This is a genomic window from Bythopirellula goksoeyrii, assembly GCF_008065115.1.
GTDB classification, from domain to species: Bacteria; Planctomycetota; Planctomycetia; order Pirellulales; family Lacipirellulaceae; genus Bythopirellula; species Bythopirellula goksoeyrii.
The window spans coordinates 5,096,526-5,119,335 of record NZ_CP042913.1; the positions used below are offsets into that span (position 1 = coordinate 5,096,526).

Genomic DNA, 22,810 nt, shown 5'->3' on the forward strand with positions numbered 1-22,810 from the left:
TCTGGAATTTATGTTCTCGTCCGATTTCTTGTGTTTCTGCGTAAAAGTAGGTCGATGGAAGCAGATGTCAATTAGACATTCTGCTGAAAAACGCAGGAAGTCCGCACGCGCATATGGTGTATTCACACCGACCTTATCAAGCCGTTGGGATTAAGAGGATCGTGACGATTGTGGCGTACGATGAACCCAATCAGAGAGAACGACGAGGCCGATAGCTGGTTGATCGAGATCCCAGCAGCATCAAGGCTCCAAACCAACCAGAGAGGAACGCGGCAGGTTCGGGAACGGCGGAAAATGGCTCTGTGAGGGAAATTTGGCTGCCAAAACTAGTTTGCCAGAGCCAAAGGTCGTAGTCATCAACCTCCAGGCTGCCATCGGCTTCACCCAGTAATCCGATTCCTGTGTTTCCTTGCATACGTTGCCAACTCAGAAAGTCACGGCCATCCACATCGCCGTCGGCATCAATGTCGCCATGCAAGTTAATCAGTTTGGTGGGTACTTCCCAACCGAGGTCAGCCAATGCCGCGTAGTCCAACGGCGTTAAAAGTCTGCGTCGCCCCAGTACCAGAGAGGGTGTCAAAGCCGACAAAGGCGGAACGTCGTAAGGGGGACTCGTTGTCCCAGTCGCCCAGTGATGGCCATCGGTAGCCAAAGCCACTGTTGACCCCGTCAAATTGACCGAGGCAGCACCTTGAAACTGACCGCCGGAGTTCAGATTGTCGAAAGATGCTGCCGTGCCAAATCCGAATGCATGCGCCAATTCATGGTAAGCGATCGTGAGAAAATCTAACTCTCCGGGAGCAGGTAAAGTCGAGATTCCAAAATGCCAGTTTCGCGGCACACCGTTTCCATGGGTATCGAACGCGATCGAGCCGCCCCAGGAGGCAAAATCTATGGCCGTTACTCCCGTGACCATACCCTGACCTCGGTCAAGCGGAATGTTCGCTGTTCCAGGACCCGCTGCCCCCACCTGGTTCCCAGCCATGTCGTACCCGCCGGCATAAATGACGAACGTGTCAGCCGGAATCGACTGATCTGCAACCAGGTAGCCTAAGGCCCCACTGTCTGGGTTTGTGAAGCTGGCCGTCCAGGTTGGGCTTGAAGAAATTGCGAGCAGATTGTCAGTAAATGGCTCAAACGCTTTGGTGGCAAATCGCAGTGTATCCAACGCCTGAGGATGATCGTAAAAAAAGTCCCCCGCTTCACAGCCGCCGGTTAATTCACACATCAGCCGCACATCAACCGTTAGGGCGTTCAGGGGTGTCACGAGCAAACAAACCACGCAACCTATCCAAGCCACAGCGGGAGCGCGGCATGGGCGTAAATCTGCAAGTTGTGCTGTGGCAAGCGACATAGTGCAACGAGGGAAATGTTCCGAACTGAGCCTCTATTCTAATCGGAATCTACGGAATGGTCGAATCAAGAAAACTGCTTCTACCGAAAATCCACGAGAGTCGGCCTTAGCCGGAGGACCACGTCCCCCGGGATTACTGGTAAAAGCTACGCAATCGCTTCCCGGACCTCGTGGAGGTCCGGCTAGGACGAAAGAAGAAACGACACGTTAGTCTTCGCTGTTTTCTGTGCAACATGCTTCGCCAGCTTGCTTTAGGGCGTCGGGATGGCAGTAGCAACTGGCCACGGGAGCGACGTCGGCGTGTTTCCAGGCCTCTGCGACCAAGGAAGCGAGCAACTTGGCTTCCACGGTGTCGCCCTGTTCTTGCAGGGATTGCTGAAGCCCCAAAAGTGACCAGGAATTATTCGGATGACGCACAAGGTCAGCACGATAGACTTCCTCTGCCTCGGCATGGCGATCATCGGCCAACAGCAATGCACCCAACGCATGGCGGACTGGTTGCATCCACCCGGGGGGTTCGTCGTAGCTAAGGTTTTCTTCCATCTCGACCGCTTCTCGAAGCAATGCGAAGGCCTGTTCGGAATCGCCTTTGCGATAGGCCAATTCTCCAGCGGCCATCTTACGAGCGACGGCAATCACTTCCTTAGCAGAGTTGTTGCCCATCTCCCATTCATCGGTCAATTGGGAGGCAACCTGGTCAAGCAGTTCGAGTTCCTGCTGGGCTTGTTCCGTTTTCCCCAGAGCCGAGTAGGCCACGCTTCGCGCATAGTGTCGCTCGGCACGACTAAAGAGCCGCCACTCAGGTGGTTCAGGTTCAGCAAGAATCTCTTCCCACTTCCCGAATCGAATCATCACATGCTGTGGTGTGGTCATAAACCCATCTGCTAGGGTCACATACTCTCGGAGGAAGTCTTGGGGAACATCTTGTTCGATCTTACGCGCCGCCTCCATGGCTACCTGATACTTTCCTTCCATCATTGCAGCGTAAGCCAGGAAATGAATGTTGTGCAGAAAATAGATGCTGTAGAAATCTGGCGGTGGGGAGAGAGAGAAATACTTCTCGTCGGCATTGATTGCCCGCTCGTTTGCTGCTGTTGCATCGGCGTATCGACCCGTTCGAATAAAGATGTGCGAGGGCATGTGGACCAGATGTCCCGAGCCGGGGACCATGGCAATGAGTCGCTCCGCCGAGTCCAGCCCTTTCTCCGGCCAGGGCGAGGCTTCGATCGCATGGATGTAGAAATGATTGGCACCTGGGTGCTGGGGTGTCTTGGCCAATGTGCCTTCGAGTACAGCCAGGATTTCCAGCGTGCGCCCCTTGGGCACCTCGTCGGCGGTCCATAAGTCCCAAGGTTGAAGATTCATAAGCGACTCAGCAAACAAGGCACCGACATCAGGATCCTCCGGAAACTGATGCCAGACTGTCTCCATGGCATCAGCGTATGCCTGGTCGAGCGGTATACGGTCTTCTGGCACCGGCCAGGCGTACCGTTTTTCGACTGCTCGAACCAAAGCTTGCTCAACTGGAGTTTCGTCATCGAGTGCAGCAACTGCTTTTTGGGCTGCTTCGTAGGCCAGCTTGCTTTGCTCTTCTTTCATTTCAGGATTATTGATGTGCAGCCCTCGTGCGTAGGCCGACCCCCACCAAGCCATCGCGCAAGCCGGGTCGATCTCGGCAGCTTTTTCAAACGAGCGAATCGCCTCGTCGTGATTGAAACCATAGAGAAGCTGGATTCCCTGATCGAACCACTGCTGTGCCTCGGCAGAGTTGGTTGTCACCTTACGGTTATAACCGGTAAAGCCTTGATAGAGGTTTGTGCCTGCTGGAGTCGTTTGAGTTGACGAAGATTGTTCCGGGAGGTCGCTGGCAGTTTCTGCAAAAACTCCCGTAGCAAGAGATAACAAGAGGCAATAAGAAAAGTACAACTGACGCATGGCTAGTCCTTTCTGGATTCCTCCCGATACCAAGTAGGGGGCTCCCAAGATTTTAGCGAGGAATCTCTCTTCTTGCGAGTCTCCCTGAGTCAGCGATTGCCCTGCCCCAACAAGAAATCTCGCAACACAATGGCATGATTGACGTTGATATTGCTAGCCGCATAGAGCAGCGTGATACGCTGGCTCTCGGTCGATGTGAGCAGTTCCCGAACTGCATCTTTTTTGCCCGCTAGTTCAGCCAGATATTTCTGGCGAAATTCCCTGAATATTGACTCTTCATGGTTGAACCAATTGCGTAGATCCGTCGAGGGAGCCACGTCTTTGGCCCAGAGATCAAGGTGAACGGCTTCCTTCTTCATGCCACGTGGCCAAAGGCGATCCACAAGCACGCGGAAACCATCCCCTGAATCCACGGGCTCGTAGACTCGCTTGATCACGATGTCGTGGGTTTCATGTTTAGAGGTCGCCATCGATTTCTGCCAACGTCTGCTGCAATGCTTCGTACTCTTCGCGACACTCATCGCAAACGGCCAGATGCTCTTCGACCGCTTGCAAGCCCGCCCTTATCGACTTGCCGGCCAGGTGCTGCTCGGCAAACTCTGCCACCAATGCCAGGCATTCCTCGCAATTCAGTTCAACGTCTTTGGTGAGTGTCACCAGACGCAGGAGATTTTCTAATTCATGCCGGGAAAATGCCATAGTTACTTCCTCAGTGGGTAGATGCCAAATCATCTGCTCGATAACCGGCACTCTGCAATGCGGACTTGAGCTTCTTGCGGGCGTCGTGGGTCAGCTTGTAAACGGCGTTGCGGTTGCTTCCCAGGTGCCGGGCGATCTCATCCTGAGGCATTCCGCGAAGCTCAGCGAGCAGCACGGTACGCTGCCTTTCGGTCAAATTGGTTTCGATTAGCTCGTGCATTTTGTCAAATAGTTCTTGTTGCTGGGCTTGCGACTCGGGGTCTGGCGATGAGTCAATGGCGCGTGTCGGCACAAAGTCGGCATCGACGAGCACAGCATCAAGCGAGACATCCTTCCAGCGGCTGCGGCGCAGCTCGCCTAGTGCCACGTTAATCGCAATCGAAGTCGCCCAAGTTACGAATCGACTGCGGCCTTGAAACTGATCCAGGCGACTGAGAATCCGCACGAGCGCATCTTGCGCCGCATCCTCGAGAAACGATTCATCACAATGCGCCCGATTGGAGAGCGCTTTGTGCAAGTTTCGCAGCAACACCTCGCGGAGGTCTGCGAGTGCCAACTCGCGGACCACACCCCCTTGGCTCAGTTCGGCAACCCAAGTGTCGTTTTCTCGATTCATGACGATTCCTAGGGATGCAAACCGGAACGAGCAACAAACTCTCCCCTCGTCCCCACGCTCTGCGTGGGGACGCGAACCTTGCCGCTCCGCGGTGAATTGCGCCATTGACGCGGAGCGTCAGCTTCTGCGTACCGACGGGGACCGTCGGCACGAGGATGCCGAGAAAGCGTGCTACTCATTCCAGCCCATGATCGCATCAACAGTTTGTCATCACGGGGGCGGCTGGGAAATCAACTTCCGTTCCCGCGACGTGATTAAAGTAGTTCGTGAAAATGTTGAGCGCTACATTCGCAACGATCTCAGCGATTTCGCCATCAGTGTACCCCGCTTCACGGACCTGTTGAAGATCGTCGTCGGAAACCACTCCCCTATCGCGGACGACCTTCTGGGCAAATTCCAGGGCAAACCGCTCCGCGTCGTCCTTAGCCTCTGCCCGGCGGGCGTCGCATGTCTCTGACTCGGAGAGCCCGGCCCCTTTGCCTAGGGCCGTATGGGCCGCGAGGCAATAGTCGCAACTATTCACTTCACCCACCGCCAACGCGATCTGCTCACGTAGACGAGGGGATAATGCCCCAGTTGAAAGTTGCTGGCTGAAACCCAGATAGGCGTTGGCCACGGCGGGCGAATTAGCCATTGTGGCAATCAGGTTGGGGACCATCCCCATTTTCTTCTTTACGGTGTCAAGGATGTGCTGTTGTGTGGTGTCGGCAGCGTCTTTGTTGACAGGTTGAATGCGTGCCATGGTTCTTGTCCTTCGCTTATGGTTGGATGAATAATGAGTGGGAATTGCATCCCTTTTCACCTTAGATGTCGCGGCGACACATATTCTTACCAAAGGTTTTTGAAGATGCATTCGTCACAGTGAATTGAGTTACGCTCGGAAGGCGAAATTAGCCGCAAATAAGTTGTCCTGAGTGGGGCTACAGATTATACTAGGGGCCATCCTCGTCGCCTTACTGTTCCATCGAAGCTGAACTAAAGAGGGTCCACATGTCTCGTCTTTCCCGCCGCCAATTCTCGCGATCTCGGCAGGCGACTTCTTGGATCGCATCTCCCTATGCCCGGCGTTTGCGGGTAGAATCGCTGGAAGACCGACGGTTATTGTCTATCACGGTCGACACACTCGTAGACGAGGCGGACGGCAGCATTGTCGACGGCGATATTTCCTTGCGCGATGCAATCGCACTGGCCCCGGCTGGAGAAACGATCGACTTCTCAGTTACCGGTACGATTGACCTCACGCTGGGGCAACTGACTATTGGCCAGAATCTCACGGTCACCGGTCCCGGCGCAAACAATCTTACCATCAATGCCGGTGGCTCTTCGCGCGTGATGCGCGTTACCGGTACGACGACCACCAATATCAGTGGGCTCACGCTAACCGGTGGGCAGGCGGACCAGGGTGGCGGACTTCGGAACTACAGTCCTGCTTCCACCACACTTACGGATGTGGTGGTCACAGGCAATACGGCTACTACCAATGGCACCGACGCAGGTGGGGGCATCTGGAGCAATGGCAACCTGACGCTCGCAGATAGCACCGTCTCCAATAACATGGCTCCCAACGGAACTAGTTCTGGCGGCGGCATCTGGAACAGCAATCTACTGACCATCACCAATAGCACCCTCTCGGGCAACTCGGCCAATTCTGGTGGCGGTGGCATTTTCAACAGCGTTCTCGGCACAGTGACCATCACTAATAGTACCCTCTCCGGCAACTCGGCCGGTTCCAATGGCGGCGGCATTTGGAACAATGGCGGTACCACCACGATCACCAGTAGCACCATCTCGCGCAATTCGGCCAATTCCTGGGGCGCCGGCATTTACCACAGTTTCGGCACCACGACCCTCAGTCACACGATCGTGTCGGGCAATTCTTCTGCTACTTTAGGCAATGAAATCCGCCTACAAGGCGGCACGGTCAACCTCAACAACTTCAACCTGATCGGCGACAGCAGCCAGACGACCGCCCAAGCCTTGTTCGGCGTTGGCGCCGGGGCCACGGACATTCTGGCTACCAGCAATGGCACGAATCCCACGGCGCTTGGCTCGATTCTCGACGCTACACTGGCCAACAATGGGGGGCCGACGCTGACGCATGCGCTGGTGCCAGCAAGTCCAGCGATCAATGCCGGCAACCCGGCGATTGCCTCCCCCCCGACCAACGACCAGCGGGGGAGCGGTTTTCCGCGTATCATGTTCGATCGTGTGGACATCGGTGCCTATGAATTCAACGATGTCACCATCCCCGGCGGTGGTTTGGTAGTAAGCACCCTCGACGACACCTTCGACGGTATCTATACAACGAACAATCTAAGCCTTCGCGAAGCCACCTTATTGGCTAACGTCAATCCGGGCGCCGACAACATCACCTTGGACGCCAGCCTGTCCGGCGGGACAATCAACCTTTCGCTGGGAATGCTCACCCTGAGCGATGATGTGACACTGACTGGCCTGGGGGCCGATCAACTCACGATCGACGCGGGGGGCTCGTCGCGCGTGATGCTGGTTGCCGGTACGACTACCGCCAACATCAGCGGGCTCACCCTGACCGGTGGGCAGTCGGACCGGGGTGGTGGATTGCGAAATACCGCCACGGCCACCACCACGCTTTCCGATGTGGTGATCACTGGCAATACTGCCACTGCGACAGCCGTTGACGCCGGAGGTGGCATCTGGAACACCGGCCACTTGACCATTACTGGCAGTACGATTTCTGGTAACACCGCTTCCGCTGCATCGGGCGATGGGGGAGGAATTTTTACTGGAAATCCCAACTCAAACCTGATCATCACCAACACAACTATCACCGGCAACTCGGCAGGCGATGATGGTGGTGGCCTCCGAGCGTGGAATAATCCAGCGGTCACGATTTCCCACAGCACGATTACGGGCAACACGGTCAATGGTAATGGCGGTGGTATCTATTCATCAAATAACGCGGTCACTACGGTTGGCCACTCGATCATCTCGGGCAATTCTGCCGGTGGTTTAGGCAATGAAATCCACCTACAGAGCGGCACGCTCAACCTCAATAACTACAATCTGATCGGCGACAGCAGCCAGACGACCGCCCAGGCCTTGAACGGAGTTGCCGCCGGTGCCACGGACATCCTGGCCACCAGCGATGGCACCACACCCACGGCGTTGGGCTCGATCCTCGACACGACACTCACCTACAACGGGGGGCCGACCCCCACCCACGCACTGCTGCCGGGAAGCCCGGCCATCGATGCGGGGAATCCGGCGATTGCCTTCCCCCCGGCCAACGACCAGCGGGGCGCGCCCTTCGAACGACAGAATGGCACGATCGACATCGGTGCCTACGAGGAGCAATCGCTTAACCTGGTGGTCGACACACTGACCGACGAGAGCGACGGCGACTACTCGGCCAGTGATCTCAGTCTGCGCGAAGCGCTCGAGTTAACCAATGCAAACCCCGGGGCTGATACAGTCAGCTTCGATGCCAGCCTCTCCGACGGGACAATCAACCTTTCGCTGGGAATGCTCACCCTGAGCGATGACGCGACACTGACTGGTCTGGGTGCCGATCAACTTACGATCGACGCGGGTGGTTCGTCGCGTGTGATGCGGGTGACCGATACGACGACCGCCAACATCAGCGGGCTCACGCTGACCGGTGGGCTGACGGACCGGGGTGGCGGACTGCGCAACTTCGGTACCACCACGCTGACGGGTGTGGTCGTTACCGGCAACATGGCTACCACCTCCAGCACGGACGCAGGGGGAGGCATCTGGAGCAACGCCAACCTGACGCTGGTCGATAGCACCCTCTCCAATAACAAGGCTCCCAACGGCCTTGGTACTGGCGGCGGCATCTGGAACAGCAATCAACTGACCATCACCACTAGCACAATCTCGGGCAATTCGGCCAATTCTGGTGGCGGTGGCATTCTCAACGGCGGCTCAGTGACCGTCACCAATAGCAGGCTCTCGGGCAATTCGGCCATTTTCTCTGGCGGCGGCATTTTCAACACCGGCTCAGTGACCATCACCAATAGCACGCTCTCGGGCAATTCGACCAACAGTAAAGGCGGCGGCATCTGGAGCAGCAATCAACTGACCATCACCAATAGCACCCTCTCGGGCAATTCGACAAGTATTCTAGGGGGTGGCATCTACAGCTCCGGGGGCACGACGGCGGTCGCCAACAGCACTCTCTCGGGCAATTCGGCATCTCGTGGCGGTGGCATTTACAGCTACGGCGGCAATCTTGACACGTTGACGGTTACCAACAGCACCCTCTCGGTCAACTCGGCAAGCTCTCAGGGGGGCGGTATTCTAACCTACGGTATGGAGACGACGCTAAACAACACGATCGTCGCCAATAGCACCTCAGGGGGTGATCTTGCGGCCCTCTCTGGTGGTACTTTTTCTGGTACCGACAATCTGATTGAAGACGGTAGCGGGGGCGCAGTCGCCACCGTCACCGGAGACCCGATGTTGGGGCCTCTGGCCGACAATGGGGGACCGACGCTGACCCTCGCGCTCCTGCCGGGGAGTCCGGCCTTGGATGCGGGGAATCTGGGGATCGTGTTTGATGCGAACGCGTTCGATCAGCGGGGGATGCCGTTTGCTCGGGTGGCGCAGGGAGTTTTGACAGGAAGTCCTCTCCCCCTGCGGATCGACATCGGTGCCTACGAAGCGCAGATTCCGCCTTCGGCTGATTTCGACAGCGATGGTGATGTGGATGGTCGGGATTTCCTCAGTTGGCAGCGCGGTTTTGGCAAGGCGAATGCCGTGCGCGCCGACGGCAACAGTGATGATGACACCGACGTCGACATTAGTGATCTGGCGGCTTGGCAGGTGAGTTACGGCGACACTGGATTGCTGCCGCCACCGGTAGTGGCCAATGAAGGTGCAACGGCTGCGGTGGTGGATTTGGCATTGGCTTGGGAATCGGTTTACAGTGTGGAAGAGGGGGAAGAATTTGCACTGCTGGAGAGTGGGCCGATCGATTCAGTCATCGAGAGTATTGCCGTTGATGTCGTAGCGAAGCCGACGCGCTCGGGAGAATTCTGCGAGGGTACTTCGATTAATGAACTTGATCAGCAGCAGCAAGAATTGTGGCTTAGCGACGAGATGCTGGAGCGGGTGTTTGGGTAGTGTGGAAGCAGTTTTGAGGAATCGTTCAGCGTCACCTCGATGCAGCGCCGATTGAGATTCGATGTCGGAACAGTGCTACCGCTCGTTACGGCCTACGGGTACTCACCCAAACGAAAAACGGGCCCGGGATTGCTCCCGGGCCCGTTAATGGTTGGTACGCAACTTAACCCCCGCGGCGGACCGAAGTCCAAACCTCGGGCTTGAACGTTACGCACTCTTTGTCTGGGGTTCGCTGAACAGCTTTTCGCGGCCATCGACCACGTCGTCGGTCAACATATAACGATTGCCACGCGGTTGGTCAGGAAGGTCGTACATAATGTCGAGCATGACATTCTCGATGATCGATCGCAGACCCCAAACCACCCTGATGCTATAAAACAGGCTTTACTATTCGCTTACGGGCAGCCAGTTCATGCGTTGAAAGGGGTTTGTGATTGTCCAAACCTTGCAATTCAAGCCTCACTCCTGCATTTTCAAAATCATGTTGCAAATCGTGTAGTTTCTCCATGACGGTATGGTCAACAAACTTGGTCTCGGAAAGGTCAAGTGTGACATTCTTTTTTTCTGTGATGCCAAGTCTGACTAGTTGTCGCCGAAAAATAATCCAGTTGCTAAAAACTGCTGAGTAACGCGCACGAACTACAGCCTGGTTGTCCGACTCAAGTTCAATGTCCAGATACGGTTTCATCAAAGAGTGAATTGGCACTCCATTGAAGAGGTGAATAACGAGCTTCACACCGATGCCAATGAGGATACCAATCAGTAGATCCGTCGCAAGGACGCCCACCAGGGTAGAAACGAATATCAGGAGTTGTTCTTTGCCAATCGAGTAGATGTGAAAGAATTCCCGGGGATGAGTAAGGCGGAATCCGGTGTAGATTAGCATCGCCGCCAAGGCGGCCAGGGGAATGCGGTGCAACCACATGGGAATCAATGCTACACACAGAAGCAGGAACACACCGTGCCACATGTCGGCAAAGCGAGTGCGAGCACCATTGTCGATATTCGCTTTGCTGCGCACGATTTCTGAAATCATCGGTAAGCCTCCGACAAGAGAGGAACAGAGATTGCCCACCCCGACCGCGAGAATATCGCAATTCATATTAGTCTTGCGTTTCCATGGATCGATGATGTCCACGGCTTTTGCGCTCAAAATAGATTCTAGGCTACCGATGACAAAAAACATAAGTACCCACTTTATAGCTTCCCCACGGTGTTCACTATCGAAGGCAGAGAAGTCGGGAGTTGCGATATAGTCAAACATACCAAAAACGCGATCAGGCATATTGACAAGGAAAGACTCACCGAGCTCGTAGGTATGCCCGTGGAAGGAATAAGTATGGGCATGCATTAGGTCAAAATACATACCTAGTGGAACGGTCGCGAGAATGACCACCAGCGCGGCCGGTACGGACTTGAGCCAGGCAATCGCCTTCTGTCCAAGTGGCCAGAGAAACATGATCAGCACACCACATACCCCCACGAGAGCAATTTCTGGATTCATGTCCTGAAAATATTGTGGGATGTTCTCAATCATTTCCAGCGGTTCCCCGCGCGCCTGCACACCCAGAGCCACGGGTAATTGCTTGACGATAATAATGACGCCGATCGCGGCCAACATGCCATGAACCGCTGAGAGGGGGAAAAACTCACCCAGTACACCAGCCTTGAGCAATCCAAAGATGATTTGCAGAATGGCAGCCACGACCCCTACCGCCAACGCCATTTTGTAGGCTGTCATGTCGGTTTGGCTAAAGCCACCGATGGCACCGTCACCGCCAAATCCTTCGACGCAGCCAATGGCAATGACGATCAAACCTGCTGCCGGACCCTTGATCGTTAGTTCTGAGTTGCTGATGAAAGTCGTTAAGATAGATCCTACGATCGCCGTAAAAATGCCGGCAATCGCCGGATACCCACAAGCCAAAGAGATGCCCAGGCACAGTGGCAACGCAATCAGAAAAACCAGAAAGCCTGAGAGCATGTCATACTTAATGTACTTGGCAAACCCGTCAGCGTTGCCGACGGGCTTTTCAAGAGGGATCGGAGACGAAGCGGTTTCATTTGTAGCCATGTAATTACTCTTCCATGCAAATGTGGTTAATGAGAAGTCGCTCTAACCGCAACTTCATGGATATTTACAGATGGGGGAGTCTGTTCTGGAATGGATTCTCGAAACTTTAGACGGGCTATGATTTCCGTAGCAGCATGATAGCGCGATGCAACCCCCGGCTGGGGTATGAGACCCCCTCCGAGTATCAATGCTGAAAGTATCAACATCGCGAAACGCTCTCTCCAGCGCGCTTTGATTGAAATTGATGTCGTATGTTGAGTTCCCGTGAACAATTTGAAGTATGCCTGTAGCACGGCGATGCTGTTCAAGGCGGCCGCCAAGACTACCAAAACACCCACCAGAGGACTGACTGCGACGGCACTTTCCAAGAGCAACTCTGCTCCAATGAAACCGACCGTGCCAGGAAAGCCAATACTTGCCAGCCCCGTCAGCAAAAAGAATACAGCAAGCGATGGCATGTGTTCGTAGAGACCGTGGTAGTCTGCTAAAGAGAGACGTCCCGACCTCGCTTCGAGTGCCCTAAGGGTGAGTCCGAGTCCCGCCAGTGACATCCCCACCGAGAGCCACACACACAGCCCACCGGTCAAACCAATTGGCGTGGCGACTTCCAAACCGACCAACACCAACGAAGCGTGGCTCAGAAACAAGTAACAGAAAAACCGCCGAGCCTCATACTGCACCAATGCCATGCCAGCGGCATAGACAGCAGTAGTAAGGGAAAGCAAGGCAATGCATTGCAAAGCCCACTCAGGAGAAACGGGCAGCACTAATCTCACCGCGGCATAGGCACCCGACATCGGTGCTACGAACAGGAGAGCCGTGCCTAGGCTTGCGTTCTCAAACAAGTCCGTCATCCAGCAATGTAGCGGAGCAACCCCGCTACGAATCAATACCGCCAGGGACAACATGCCGATTGCCAAATTCTTCATCATAGGGCTAGCAGCGGGGAGAATGAGCCACCCGGCGATCAGCAACCCCGAGCAGAGCAGCATATGCGATGTAAAGACACGAGTCGATCGGCCACGCGCACGCAATTCGAACCAAGGTGGTATTACTTGAGCACTCAGCAGTGCGATGATACCCCATGGCTCGCGACAACTCAAAAGAGCCAGTAAGAGTGAAAGGGAGACCAGATTCCAAGCAAAAGGGAACCGCCGACTCTTGGTCTTCATGGTAGTAAGTGTGACTAGAAAAAACAAAAGAGCCGCAAGCGGAATCAATGGCGCACTTAGTTCATCCACGACGATCGCATCGGGCCCCATAATCGGAGTCACGAAGTCCCAATGATCATGAGCCTCAAAAGTGTGGAGTGAATTAAAATCCTGCCACTCTCCCACGGTGAAACACAACGCCGTGAACGTGAATACGATCGCTCGGCGCCAGGCCAGTTCAGGATCGCGAACGCGACACACGAACACTGCACCAATGAATGGCGTCAGAATGGCTAATTCCAACCAGGGCAAGTGAAGTTCAAACATTAATTGGCTTCTTTCGTGATACCCGCGTTGTGGAATCCATTCTTTGACTGCCTTAAATTCAATTCCCAAATTAAAGGAACCAACGATCCGATGTCCTTATTCAGTGTTACAACCGCAACTCTTCAACAATTTCGCTGTGGACTTGAACATCGTCAGAAGCTCGCGAACGCCCCCTCGAAAGAAAATCAGTCCACCTTCTTTCTGCCGCATCACACCACTTAAACAAGCGCTGAAATGGGTGGACGACAAACTCATCGAGAATGCCATCGAGATAACCTCGATGGGAAGCAAAGCGATAGACCCAGTATTGCAGGCTGAGGGGGAGCCACCGGCCCCATACACTTTTATCTCCTGCCGAGCGCCCGCCAAGGGCATTCTCAATTGTGTGATAATCATGCAGCAATGTTGGCGCTCGCAGGAGTTGTAGAGTCCGCATGCAGGCATGCCCCAACATGTGGATCAAGGCGATATATCTCAATCCCAAGCCGATTTCAGCGACGATGATTCCCACCTGGATCAGCGATGCATAGGCCAGCGCGCTCTTAATGTCGGTTTGTACTCGAGCCAGCAGCGTAGCCATCAGCGAAGTAACGATCCCGATCGTAATCACAGCAACTGCCAATGGAACGGAGACTTCCAGTAGTGGGCTCACTCGCAATAAAAGATACGCGCCCAGGTGTACCGACAGGGCACCATAAAAAATCGCACTTGACGGAGTGGGGCCCTCCATCGCCCGCGGCAACCAACCCGAAAACGGCACCAACGCCGACTTGCCTGCTGCGGCAATTAACAGCAATAAACCAACTGTAAGCGCTTGATCACTCGTCAAAACGGCTATCCCGTCAGGCCAGGAACCTGTCCCGACCAACCGATCAAAGTCTCCAGCGCCCGTCAAATGGTGCATCGCCACAGCAGCCATCAAGAAAGCGGCATCCGCTATACGATAGACACTCCAGACGCGGAGGCCATTGATCACTGGCGTCGGGCGTTCATGAAAATAAGCCACCAACAGTGCCGACGACAGACCAACCAGTTCCCATCCCAAGAACAAAACTTCGATAGTTCCCGCGAGACTACTGATGATCATTCCCAACAAGAAGAAGGAATAACATACATAGAACCTTCCGTAACCTGATTCGCGATGCAAATAGTGACTCGTAAAGGCACTCACTGTTCCACATAAGAGAAACGAGAGAATAACAAAGGGAATTGAAAGTCGATCAAAGACGAACTTAAGATGAAAATGAAAGTGTTGTTGAGGAATGACGACCCAGTTGCCCAGTTCAATGGGCACATGCCTAGTCCCAACTGTCAGCATCATCACGAGCATCAAAAGAGAAACTAACAAGCCAATGACCGTCGCAGCGTAGGCATATCGATTGATTGTTTTCTCACTGAGAGGTCGGCCTACGAGTGGCGGAATTCCAAGGATTGCTACTAAGGCTGCTGGGCAAACCAACACAGCAATTCCTAATACAAAAAACATGTTATTGGTGCTCATCGTTAGCGCGCCTATTTTTGGGATGGTGTAATACTCGCAAAGCCCAGATGATCGCGCCAGCCGCGGTACCAATCGCCTGAGGAAGCGACTTCTGGCAGCTCGTCTGTCTCTGGAGAATAGGATTCAAATTCGCCTTGGACATAACAATGAACTTGCGATGTCTTGGGATCAATAGTGGCCAACTGGACCCATTCTCCGCGCACCAGCCGAGCGATTTCTTCATTCTTCTCCATGATGTTCAACATCGCCTCTGGCGTCGTTTCGATGACGAACAAAATGCGAAGGGGTTCGTGGATTTCTACCATTTGGGCCGAGAGACCAGGCCTCAAATCGCTAGCGGCTCCCGTCATGACACCCAACAACGAAGTGATGTTATGTGGCAATTTGTTTCCGCACCCGTACCCTTCCGAATCGACGGTCGAAAAAAAGTATTCGAGACTGATGCCTGCACATACCGGCATCGCGGCTTGCAGGATGCGAGTGAGAATCGAGCGGTCCTCATCGTCTTGGCTTGGGTCATAAGATGTAAGAAAGGCACGTCGATCGAGAAACAGCCCACGATTCCACTCGCGTCTCCCAACGATGCATAGGGAGTTCGTTGCATGGTTGTACTCGGGCCTCGCCTGAGAAAGGTCTTCAGAACGCGATTCGACATGCTTGAGAGCCGCTTCAGGAGATTCTTTAAGGCTCACAGCGCGAAATCTGCGACACCGCTCATGGGCATTGCGACGGCGCGCCTCAACCAGGATTTCCTGCGTCTTGCCGAATAATTCGCGATGAGAAAGCGGAAGGCGATCCAGGTCGTAGAACGCAACACTGTCATCGCACGTATCATGGTAACAGCCGACGAAGACAGTTTCGGCGGGAATTTTCAGACCACGATCTTCCAGGAGAACCCGCACGCGCGGATCATTTGCCATACGTGAGATTGTCCGTGCATTTGGTCCTCCTCTAGCTCCTGCACAAGCGCCGCAATTGTATGCCGATTCGTGGGGGTTGTTCAGACTTGAGGAACCATGGCCGCAAAACATTACTAACCGAGAGAAGTTGCTCGTGAGACCAATGTCTTCCAAAATGCGTGTGACGATGCCTGTCATTTCCTCGATGCTGTAACCAATGTGACCATTGGTTTGGCCAGGTGAATCTTCGGTCCGTTCTAACTGCAGTTCTGTAGCCGAAGGAGCTTTTACAAATCCGCCGATTGCGTTTCGTAACCGAGCCGTCGCTCGGGGAAAGAGAATTCGCATCACCAAAGGCAGCGAGGCAAACGAGCCAAACAAGGCAGCAAACCAGCCGCCGGCAAAGGTACGGCTCCCTAGGTGAACCCGCTGTGTGACAGTTCCGATAGTCCGCCGACGATTTCTATGGAGATGTTCTTTTTGCTGTTGAGAGTACACCACCTGCTCTACGACATAGTGGGAAGGTTTGATTATCACCGGACAGAGCGGCGTGAAGTAGGCATCAGCAGCACCTCGATAGTACATGGCCACGGCAAAGAAACCCGCAGCGCCAAGCGTCTCACATTCCGGGGCTACTTCCTCCAAATGCCTGCGAAACGACTCCTCGCGATCGTCGATACAGGTTACAAACTGAAATGCAGGTGTGGCTGAATCAATAAAGAATGGTTTCTTTGCCCGCACGGCTAATCGGCGGGTGTGAACCAACATCGCATCCAAGGCCTGCAAGCGATAGCGGCGCTCAAACGCCCGTTGATAGATCCGCCGACGGTGGATGCTGGAAAAGTTTTCAACCTCACGTAGCACCTTTAACCAGTTGCCTTCGTGAAGCTTGTAGAGCACTTCCGGCGTCCAACCCAATAGCTGAGCAAGCTGAAAGATGGTGAACGCCCGCTGATCGATATTCGGAACGTTGTTGGTCTGAATGTGATTGGCTAAGGCTGTGCGAACTCCTCTAAGATCTCCTCGATAGCCAATCTTGTCGTCCGCTAAGTACGCTATAGCCAATCGATCCAGAATCAGCCTGACTGCCAGAAACTCGATCAAAGTTTGGGGGGGTACGGGTCTTGCTACTCGGTCGCCACGGCATTCCAATTGCCATAACATGCCAGCAAATCCCTTCAGAGCTAGAATTGATTGCTGAAGAAAGTCTGCCTCCTCATGCTGCCCTACTCCCAGCATTTCAAGCGACTGGGCGATTGATTCCAACGGAGTGATCCCTTCTTGCTGGATACGTTTCAATTCCGCTCGAAGTCGTCGCATCCAATGATCCGGCGGACCATAAGGCGATTGATACAAAGCTGAAAACGATGCAAAGAAACCATTTGCTTGAGGAAGTGGCCAACTTCCAAATCCTTGATCCATAAACGCAGCACAAAAACGAATCAACACCTCATGAACTAATCGGTCACTGTCGCCCCCAGTCGCTTCTAGCAACACATCTCGGTGCCGGGACGCGAGCGGATGAGTCGCCTCTGGTGATGGGGTACAAGCAACGCCATCCCTACACACGAACCAAAGCAAATGCAGTGTAAATGCTTCCCAGGTCGAGAGGTCCCAGTGCTCGATGTCAGGCTTGTCAAAGTACTCGAATATTTTGTCGACAAGTTCCCGAGCACGCACTTCTTCATGAGTTGGAGGGTGACCATTTCGCAGGTCACGCATCACCCAGCGTCGAGTGGATTCGATCAAATGATCTTTAAAAGCGGGCATCGTTTCTTTTCTAAACTTGCTCAACGCATCCGTTTCGGCCACAACCCAGCGCAATTCGGCAATAGGTCCACTTTGCAGCGGGTATGCCAACATGTTCAGGTTCAAGCTGAAGCGAGTACCCAAGAATCCGAGAAACTCGTCCCCTCGGTCACCAAGATCATCACGGAGAACGGCTTCGATGTCCTCGGGAAGGATCCTGCCCTGCTCGAGCTTTTTGCGATAGCGCTGCTCGGGCAAATAGGGATGACAATTAAATAATTTGCCACCCAAGACCACGGCCTCGTCAAATGGAAGGTGTTCAAATGCGTGCAACGTGTTGTGATGCACGAAGGCCGTAATCGGTCCCTGTGCCGGCAGCAGATGCGTTGCTTCCTCAATGATGTTCCTCAAATGCCCTAGCCTGGCTAATTGAGCAGCCTTGAGTGATTCTTCCGGAACCCGAGGACTCGACCCGGAGGTCGCATTTCTGTTAGTAGAATGCAAAGTGGAAACGTCCATTGTGTACTGCCTTGTAGTACTGCCACAGACTGACACCACTTAGACAGAGTCCGAAGTGCGCATGGTGAAATCGGCAAGAGCTAGAGAAAACTCACAGGCTAAAGAGGTTAGCTCAGTGGAGGGCCGCGCAGGAAAAGAGTGGGACCTGTGCAGAAGTCTTCCGGTAGAATCACCGGACTCAATGGCCTGCCGAATGAGGCTAATTTCTCAGCAAGAGCGGCATCAAGAACTGCAACTAAATCAGTCTCGCCATCACTCACGACAACATTCTCAGCAGCTTCGGCTGAGAAAGCATCGGAAGCATGAAGACGCTCATGGCCGCGGAATTGACCTGATGCGACTGCTAGCAAGCAGGCAAGCGACAAAAGCAGCGTATTTGGGATGGCACGATGATACATGATTCGGAGTATGGCAATATATGTTGCACTAGCTGCGGTGTCAAATCCTGCCTAGTCTGCCCTCAAATAAGGCATCATGTGGGTTGCCCACGAAAAACGGGCCCGGGTTTTCACCCGGGCCCGTTAATGGTTGGTACGCAACTTAACCCCCGCGGCGGACCGAAGTCCAAACCTCGGGCTTGAACGTTACGCACTCTTTGTCTGGGGTTCGCTGAACAGCTTTTCGCGGCCATCGACCACGTCGTCGGTCAACATATAACGATTGCCACGCGGTTGGTCAGGAAGGTCGTACATAATGTCGAGCATGACATTCTCGATGATCGATCGCAGACCGCGGGCACCTGTCCTTCGTTCGGCAGCGCGGCGGGCGATTGCTTGAAGTGCCTTGTCGGTGAACTGCAAGTCGGCTTCTTCCATCGCAAACAAGTGTTGATACTGTTTGGTCAAGGCGTTCTTTGGTTCGGTTAGAATGCGGACCAGCGATGACTCGTTCAAAGGTTCGAGCGCAGTTACCACTGGCAGGCGTCCTACGAGTTCCGGAATCAAGCCATACTCAATCAAGTCATCGGGCGTGATGTTGGCAAGGGTTTCGCCGAGGTCCATTTCCGAGGCGATGTCCCCCTGCTGCCCAAAGCCCATCGTGCGGCGACCCATCCGCTTGCGGATGACTTCTTCAATACCGTCAAAGGTACCGCCGACGACGAACAGGATATTCGTGGTGTCAATCTGGATGTATTGCTGCTCGGGATGCTTGCGTCCTCCCTGGGGCGGCACGTTGGCCGTGGTCCCTTCAAGCATCTTTAGCAGCGCCTGCTGGACTCCCTCTCCAGACACGTCGCGGGTGATCGACACGTTTTGGCTCGTTTTGCCAATCTTGTCGATCTCGTCGATATAAAGAACTCCACGTTGGGCGGCTTCGATATCAAAGTCGGCAGCGTGCAGAAGTTTCAACAACAGGTTTTCCACGTCCTCACCGACGTAGCCGGCTTCGGTCAACGTGGTCGCATCGCCGATTGCAAATGGCACGTTCAGTTTGCGGGCCAAGGTGCGAGCCAAGAGCGTCTTACCACAGCCTGTGGGGCCAACGAGTAGGATATTGGACTTGTCGATTTCGATGTCCGACTCTTCTTCAGCCACCATCAGCCGCTTGTAGTGGCTATGGACGGCGACAGCAAGAACTCGCTTGGCCGCTTCCTGGCCAATGACGTATTCGTCCAGTTCGAGGGCGATTTCACGAGGGCTGGGAACCTTAGCAAACGATTGCTTGCTGGAGCCGCGCCGCTTGCGCTCTTGATCGAGAATGGATTGGCACAGTTCAATACACTCGCCACAGATGTAAACGTCGCCCGGTCCTTCGACCAGGGGACCTACGTCGCGGTAGCTCTTTCGGCAGAACGAACAGAAAGCATTCTTTTTCGAAGTGCTTCCGCGTCGTCCACCGATGTCTTTACCCGTAGGCATGAAAATCTCCTTCCGAGGGATGCTAAACCACTCAGGCCATCACCGTCCTGAGAGGTCGCTTAGTTCATCAAGGTGTCGCTCGTGGGAGTCAACTTACCAATCGAATTCCGATCTATCGAAAACCGATCAGCAAGCCAAACTTTTCATGCCTCGCGGGGCTTCCATGTCCGCTCAGTCCGAGCACCAATTCTGTGGTACCATACGTAGCTCCAACGAGAGTCGTTCATCGGTCTATCACTACTGGGGGGTTTACTAGCACCCGCCAGCACCGAACAACCGCGACAGCCGGAGTGTTTCTCGACATTTGTGGCGACCGGTGCTATCGGTGCCAACCCGCACTTTCGACAAACTCTCCGTTCTCGACAAACAGCCCTCAAATGCTTGTAGGCAATTTAAGGAATGGGTCTGTCGAGTTTCTCAACTCTCCGTCGACGGGGCTCTCGCAGTTTGCGAACCGCTCGACCGAGAAGTCTCGCTGAGCTCTGCTTTAAGTTTGGTTGCTAGCTTAGTTTTAATATGTCGGAATTCTTCGTCGCTGAGGCCACCCTGGTCGTGCAAGTCTCGGAACTTTGACATCATCACGCTGCTCTCTTGCACGTCGTCAGCCTCACCACCGCGAAACTTTCGCACAATGGCAATGCCAATCGCAACGACCGCGAAGATTGCCGCGAGTAGTAGGGCGGCTTCCGTCAGCGACTGCCATCTCTCGTCCATACGCCTTCAACCGACCATTCGAGCCGCTTTGCCTATCCCCTGGTTCCCTTTCTAGCCACGCTCTTATTTCTTATTATGTGCCGACTGCTAGCTTCCGTCCAGAATGATCTGTGGCGACACAAGCCCCCTAGCCAAAAAACTTGGCCAAATTGGCACACTTTGCCCTGTTTCAGCAGGGTGAACAGCTTTTGCAAGCGTTTCAAGCTTCGCTGGCAGCACCTCCGATACTTCCTCTGAGGGACACATTTTTTCGATGTGGGTCATGCCGTGCGCTGGCCTGCAAGTTACCGTCATTGCTGCCCGCCAGGGAATGGCTTGAAGCTGATCCGATTGGGACTATGAATTGCTCTCAGATACTCTGGGGAAACTTAGCACTGGGCATATGCTCCCGGATATGGGCCTGCATGGCATTCGTCACCATGCTAGTACCTCAACCTAGCCTCCTGGCACAGCCCACGCCGTCGCATCCGACTGTTCAACCCCTCTTCTGGCAACAACCCCTCCTATTCATTCCCTATCAACTCAACAAACAAGCTACCGGCGCAGACAAGATTGACCAAGTGCAACTGCTGGTTTCTCGAACGGGCCACAACGATTGGCAAGCGTTGCAATCCGCCAAATCGAATGTACTTGGATTTAGCTACCATGCCCCCGAGGAAGGGACCTATTGGTTTGCACTCCGCCATTTGGATGCCCAAGGGAACTCGCTCGATGCACCAACGGCAGCACCTCAACTTCAGATCGTCATCGATACGACCCAGCCAACTTTAGACCTCACTGCCGCACAGGGAACTAATGGCGAAGTCATAATTCGCTATGAAGCTGTCGATACCAATCTCGTTTCAAGTTCGCTCATTGTTGAAGCTCGCACTTCCGACGGGCTGTGGACCAATGTACCTCTCGCGGCTCCGGATCTTGCGCAACCTGATCGTCTTGTAGGGCGAGTGCGATGGACGGCACCCAGCGACAACGACATTGAAGTACGCGGCGCGATAGCCGACCGCGCAGGCCACCGTCGTCAGGCAACCACGATGCTGTCACTCTCGGGACCATCTCTTTCGATGCCGGATCGCACGCCCGATCTACCACCTAATGTGGCACAACAACAGATCAACTTGCCGCAAACCAGCCAGCGACAAGTTGCACAAGACTGGCCAACGTCGAATCAGCTGCCCACCAAGTCCCCAGCACAAACAGCCATCAACTCGGTCAGCAAACCCGACAACAGCTTGTTTGCGCCACCGCAACTCAATCCTTACGCCAACACATCTCAGCAACATGGCCAGAGGCGTACGCCTGCTACATTCGCAGTCGATGGTGCTGCCGACTCCGATCAACCAGCCGATCGTACGATCGACAGTGGGCTTGCTCCCTCTCTCAATAGCGAGGGACAAGTTCCCACCGGAGGATTGCCCCGGGAGGGAGAACCGGAGTGGACTTCCTCAGGTCGGCAACCGGGTGAGCCAATATTGATGAACTCTCGCACCTTCGATGTGGAATACGACTTGCAATCGGTGGGTCCTTGGGGAGTTGCCAAAGTAGAATTGTGGGGCACCCAAGATGGGGGCTCGACATGGCAAAGCTACGGTAACGATCCAGACAACCGCAGCCCTGTGCGGGCTCGGGTTCCCGGTGCTGGCGTATATGGCTTCCGAATTGTAGTCGATGGTGCCAATGGGGCGGCCTCACCACCTCCGCGGTCAGGCGATGAGCCGGAATTGGTTATCACCGTCGATTTGGAGCCACCCTCGGCCGAATTACTTTCTGCCAAGATGGGCACCGGCAATCTAAATGACCATCTCCAGATCCGTTGGAATGCCGAAGACGACAACCTTGAGCAGCGACCGATTGGACTTTACTTCAGTTCCCAGCCCAGCGGCCCCTGGTCGGCGATCGCAGCCGGATTGGAAAACACGGGCTCCTATACCTGGCGGGTCGAACGCCACATCCCCATCCGGTTCTATATCCGCCTGGAAGTGCGCGACACCGCCGGCAACGTCGCCACCTTCCAAACCCCCGAGCCACTGGAACTCAATCGACCCCAACCCACTGGCCACCTCCGCGACGTGCGTCCCATCACGGGTGTACCGAGAGTTTCACCATCGTCTGAATGATCCTGCTTCTCATCTAGGTCAATCGACTCTCTCCTCTACGTGACCAACTGTCGTCTCAATGATGAGATTGCAACGAATTAACAGGTTTCGCGACATTTTGTCGCGACCTAAGTCTCACCGCTTACTACACAACCTCGTCATGCACTGAATGACTGGAGAAAGTGGCGCGCAG

General features: G+C 54.4%; 16 protein-coding genes. 2 read left to right on the top strand and 14 right to left on the bottom strand.

All coding sequences use genetic code 11. From position 1 onward, the window contains the following. Positions 1-190: 190 nt before the first annotated feature. The 7 genes from Pr1d_RS20080 to Pr1d_RS20105 all read right to left on the bottom strand — a co-directional run bounded on the left by Pr1d_RS20080 (position 191) and on the right by Pr1d_RS20105 (position 5,346). Positions 191-1,282: a hypothetical protein gene (locus tag Pr1d_RS20080; RefSeq protein ID WP_148075186.1), complete on the bottom strand. Its 1,092-nt coding sequence runs from the start codon at positions 1,280-1,282 to the stop codon at positions 191-193. A gap of 279 nt (positions 1,283-1,561) precedes the next feature. After that, positions 1,562-3,289: a tetratricopeptide repeat protein gene (locus Pr1d_RS20085; protein WP_148075187.1), complete on the bottom strand. Its 1,728-nt coding sequence runs from the start codon at positions 3,287-3,289 to the stop codon at positions 1,562-1,564. Positions 3,290-3,378: 89 nt separating this feature from the next. Then, positions 3,379-3,759 carry a DUF488 domain-containing protein gene (locus Pr1d_RS20090; protein WP_148075188.1) on the bottom strand — a complete coding sequence of 127 codons (381 nt, stop codon included), beginning with the start codon at positions 3,757-3,759 and terminating at the stop codon, positions 3,379-3,381. Then, a complete protein-coding gene (locus tag Pr1d_RS20095) occupies positions 3,746-3,988 on the bottom strand; it encodes a hypothetical protein (protein WP_148075189.1) in 243 nt (80 codons plus the stop codon). The genes Pr1d_RS20090 and Pr1d_RS20095 overlap by 14 nt, the downstream gene beginning before the upstream one ends. A 10-nt stretch (positions 3,989-3,998) precedes the next feature. Next, positions 3,999-4,604 (bottom strand): RNA polymerase sigma factor, encoded by a 606-nt coding sequence (locus Pr1d_RS20100; RefSeq protein WP_168205372.1) that lies wholly within the window; start codon positions 4,602-4,604, stop codon positions 3,999-4,001. A gap of 8 nt (positions 4,605-4,612) precedes the next feature. After that, the gene (locus tag Pr1d_RS25865; RefSeq protein WP_168205373.1) at positions 4,613-4,801 is read right to left on the bottom strand and encodes a hypothetical protein; all 189 of its coding nucleotides are present in this window, start codon (positions 4,799-4,801) and stop codon (positions 4,613-4,615) included. After that, positions 4,801-5,346, bottom strand: a complete 546-nt coding sequence (locus Pr1d_RS20105) for a carboxymuconolactone decarboxylase family protein (protein ID WP_148075191.1) — start codon at positions 5,344-5,346, stop codon at positions 4,801-4,803. The genes Pr1d_RS25865 and Pr1d_RS20105 overlap by 1 nt, the downstream gene beginning before the upstream one ends. A gap of 248 nt (positions 5,347-5,594) precedes the next feature. Here Pr1d_RS20105 and Pr1d_RS20110 point away from each other — a divergent pair, with 248 nt between their 5' ends. Beyond that, the gene (locus Pr1d_RS20110; RefSeq protein ID WP_148075192.1) at positions 5,595-9,731 is read left to right on the top strand and encodes a choice-of-anchor Q domain-containing protein; all 4,137 of its coding nucleotides are present in this window, start codon (positions 5,595-5,597) and stop codon (positions 9,729-9,731) included. A 370-nt stretch (positions 9,732-10,101) separates the two neighbouring features. On the opposite strand, the gene Pr1d_RS20115 is transcribed toward Pr1d_RS20110, so the two are convergent. The 7 genes from Pr1d_RS20115 to Pr1d_RS20145 all read right to left on the bottom strand — a co-directional run bounded on the left by Pr1d_RS20115 (position 10,102) and on the right by Pr1d_RS20145 (position 20,524). After that, entirely contained in the window at positions 10,102-11,805 is a 1,704-nt protein-coding gene (locus tag Pr1d_RS20115; RefSeq protein WP_148075193.1) for a SulP family inorganic anion transporter, read from the bottom strand. A 26-nt stretch (positions 11,806-11,831) separates the two neighbouring features. After that, positions 11,832-13,283 (bottom strand): proton-conducting transporter transmembrane domain-containing protein, encoded by a 1,452-nt coding sequence (locus Pr1d_RS20120; RefSeq protein WP_148075194.1) that lies wholly within the window; start codon positions 13,281-13,283, stop codon positions 11,832-11,834. A gap of 106 nt (positions 13,284-13,389) precedes the next feature. Continuing rightward, a complete protein-coding gene (locus tag Pr1d_RS20125) occupies positions 13,390-14,784 on the bottom strand; it encodes a proton-conducting transporter transmembrane domain-containing protein (RefSeq protein WP_148075195.1) in 1,395 nt (464 codons plus the stop codon). An 11-nt stretch (positions 14,785-14,795) separates the two neighbouring features. Further along, entirely contained in the window at positions 14,796-17,951 is a 3,156-nt protein-coding gene (locus Pr1d_RS20130; protein WP_148075196.1) for a DUF2309 domain-containing protein, read from the bottom strand. A 107-nt stretch (positions 17,952-18,058) separates the two neighbouring features. Further along, positions 18,059-18,349 (bottom strand): hypothetical protein, encoded by a 291-nt coding sequence (locus Pr1d_RS20135; RefSeq protein WP_148075197.1) that lies wholly within the window; start codon positions 18,347-18,349, stop codon positions 18,059-18,061. A 186-nt stretch (positions 18,350-18,535) separates the two neighbouring features. Further along, positions 18,536-19,810: an ATP-dependent Clp protease ATP-binding subunit ClpX gene (gene clpX / locus Pr1d_RS20140; protein WP_148075198.1), complete on the bottom strand. Its 1,275-nt coding sequence runs from the start codon at positions 19,808-19,810 to the stop codon at positions 18,536-18,538. 417 nt (positions 19,811-20,227) lie between these two features. After that, complete coding sequence (locus Pr1d_RS20145) at positions 20,228-20,524, bottom strand: hypothetical protein (RefSeq protein ID WP_148075199.1); 297 nt, start codon at positions 20,522-20,524, stop codon at positions 20,228-20,230. Positions 20,525-20,928: 404 nt separating this feature from the next. On the opposite strand from Pr1d_RS20145, the gene Pr1d_RS20150 reads away from it, so the two are divergent. Continuing rightward, on the top strand, positions 20,929-22,638 hold the full coding sequence (locus tag Pr1d_RS20150) for a hypothetical protein (RefSeq protein WP_148075200.1): 1,710 nt from the start codon (positions 20,929-20,931) through the stop codon (positions 22,636-22,638). The last annotated feature ends 172 nt before the right edge of the window (positions 22,639-22,810 follow it).

Bases quoted from the DNA above. Each gene is read 5' to 3' on its own strand.
- Pr1d_RS20095 (WP_148075189.1), bottom strand. From the start codon at position 3,988: ATGGCATTTTCCCGGCATGAATTAGAAAATCTCCTGCGTCTGGTGACA.
- Pr1d_RS20115 (WP_148075193.1), bottom strand. From the start codon at position 11,805: ATGGCTACAAATGAAACCGCTTCGTCTCCGATCCCTCTTGAAAAGCCC.
- Pr1d_RS20120 (WP_148075194.1), bottom strand. From the start codon at position 13,283: ATGTTTGAACTTCACTTGCCCTGGTTGGAATTAGCCATTCTGACGCCA.
- Pr1d_RS20090 (WP_148075188.1), bottom strand. From the start codon at position 3,759: ATGGCGACCTCTAAACATGAAACCCACGACATCGTGATCAAGCGAGTC.
- Pr1d_RS25865 (WP_168205373.1), bottom strand. From the start codon at position 4,801: ATGCGATCATGGGCTGGAATGAGTAGCACGCTTTCTCGGCATCCTCGT.
- Pr1d_RS20110 (WP_148075192.1), top strand. From the start codon at position 5,595: ATGTCTCGTCTTTCCCGCCGCCAATTCTCGCGATCTCGGCAGGCGACT.
- Pr1d_RS20145 (WP_148075199.1), bottom strand. From the start codon at position 20,524: ATGGACGAGAGATGGCAGTCGCTGACGGAAGCCGCCCTACTACTCGCG.
- Pr1d_RS20085 (WP_148075187.1), bottom strand. From the start codon at position 3,289: ATGCGTCAGTTGTACTTTTCTTATTGCCTCTTGTTATCTCTTGCTACG.
- Pr1d_RS20135 (WP_148075197.1), bottom strand. From the start codon at position 18,349: ATGTATCATCGTGCCATCCCAAATACGCTGCTTTTGTCGCTTGCCTGC.
- Pr1d_RS20130 (WP_148075196.1), bottom strand. From the start codon at position 17,951: ATGGACGTTTCCACTTTGCATTCTACTAACAGAAATGCGACCTCCGGG.
- Pr1d_RS20150 (WP_148075200.1), top strand. From the start codon at position 20,929: ATGGCATTCGTCACCATGCTAGTACCTCAACCTAGCCTCCTGGCACAG.
- Pr1d_RS20100 (WP_168205372.1), bottom strand. From the start codon at position 4,604: ATGAATCGAGAAAACGACACTTGGGTTGCCGAACTGAGCCAAGGGGGT.
- Pr1d_RS20105 (WP_148075191.1), bottom strand. From the start codon at position 5,346: ATGGCACGCATTCAACCTGTCAACAAAGACGCTGCCGACACCACACAA.
- clpX (WP_148075198.1), bottom strand. From the start codon at position 19,810: ATGCCTACGGGTAAAGACATCGGTGGACGACGCGGAAGCACTTCGAAA.
- Pr1d_RS20125 (WP_148075195.1), bottom strand. From the start codon at position 14,784: ATGAGCACCAATAACATGTTTTTTGTATTAGGAATTGCTGTGTTGGTT.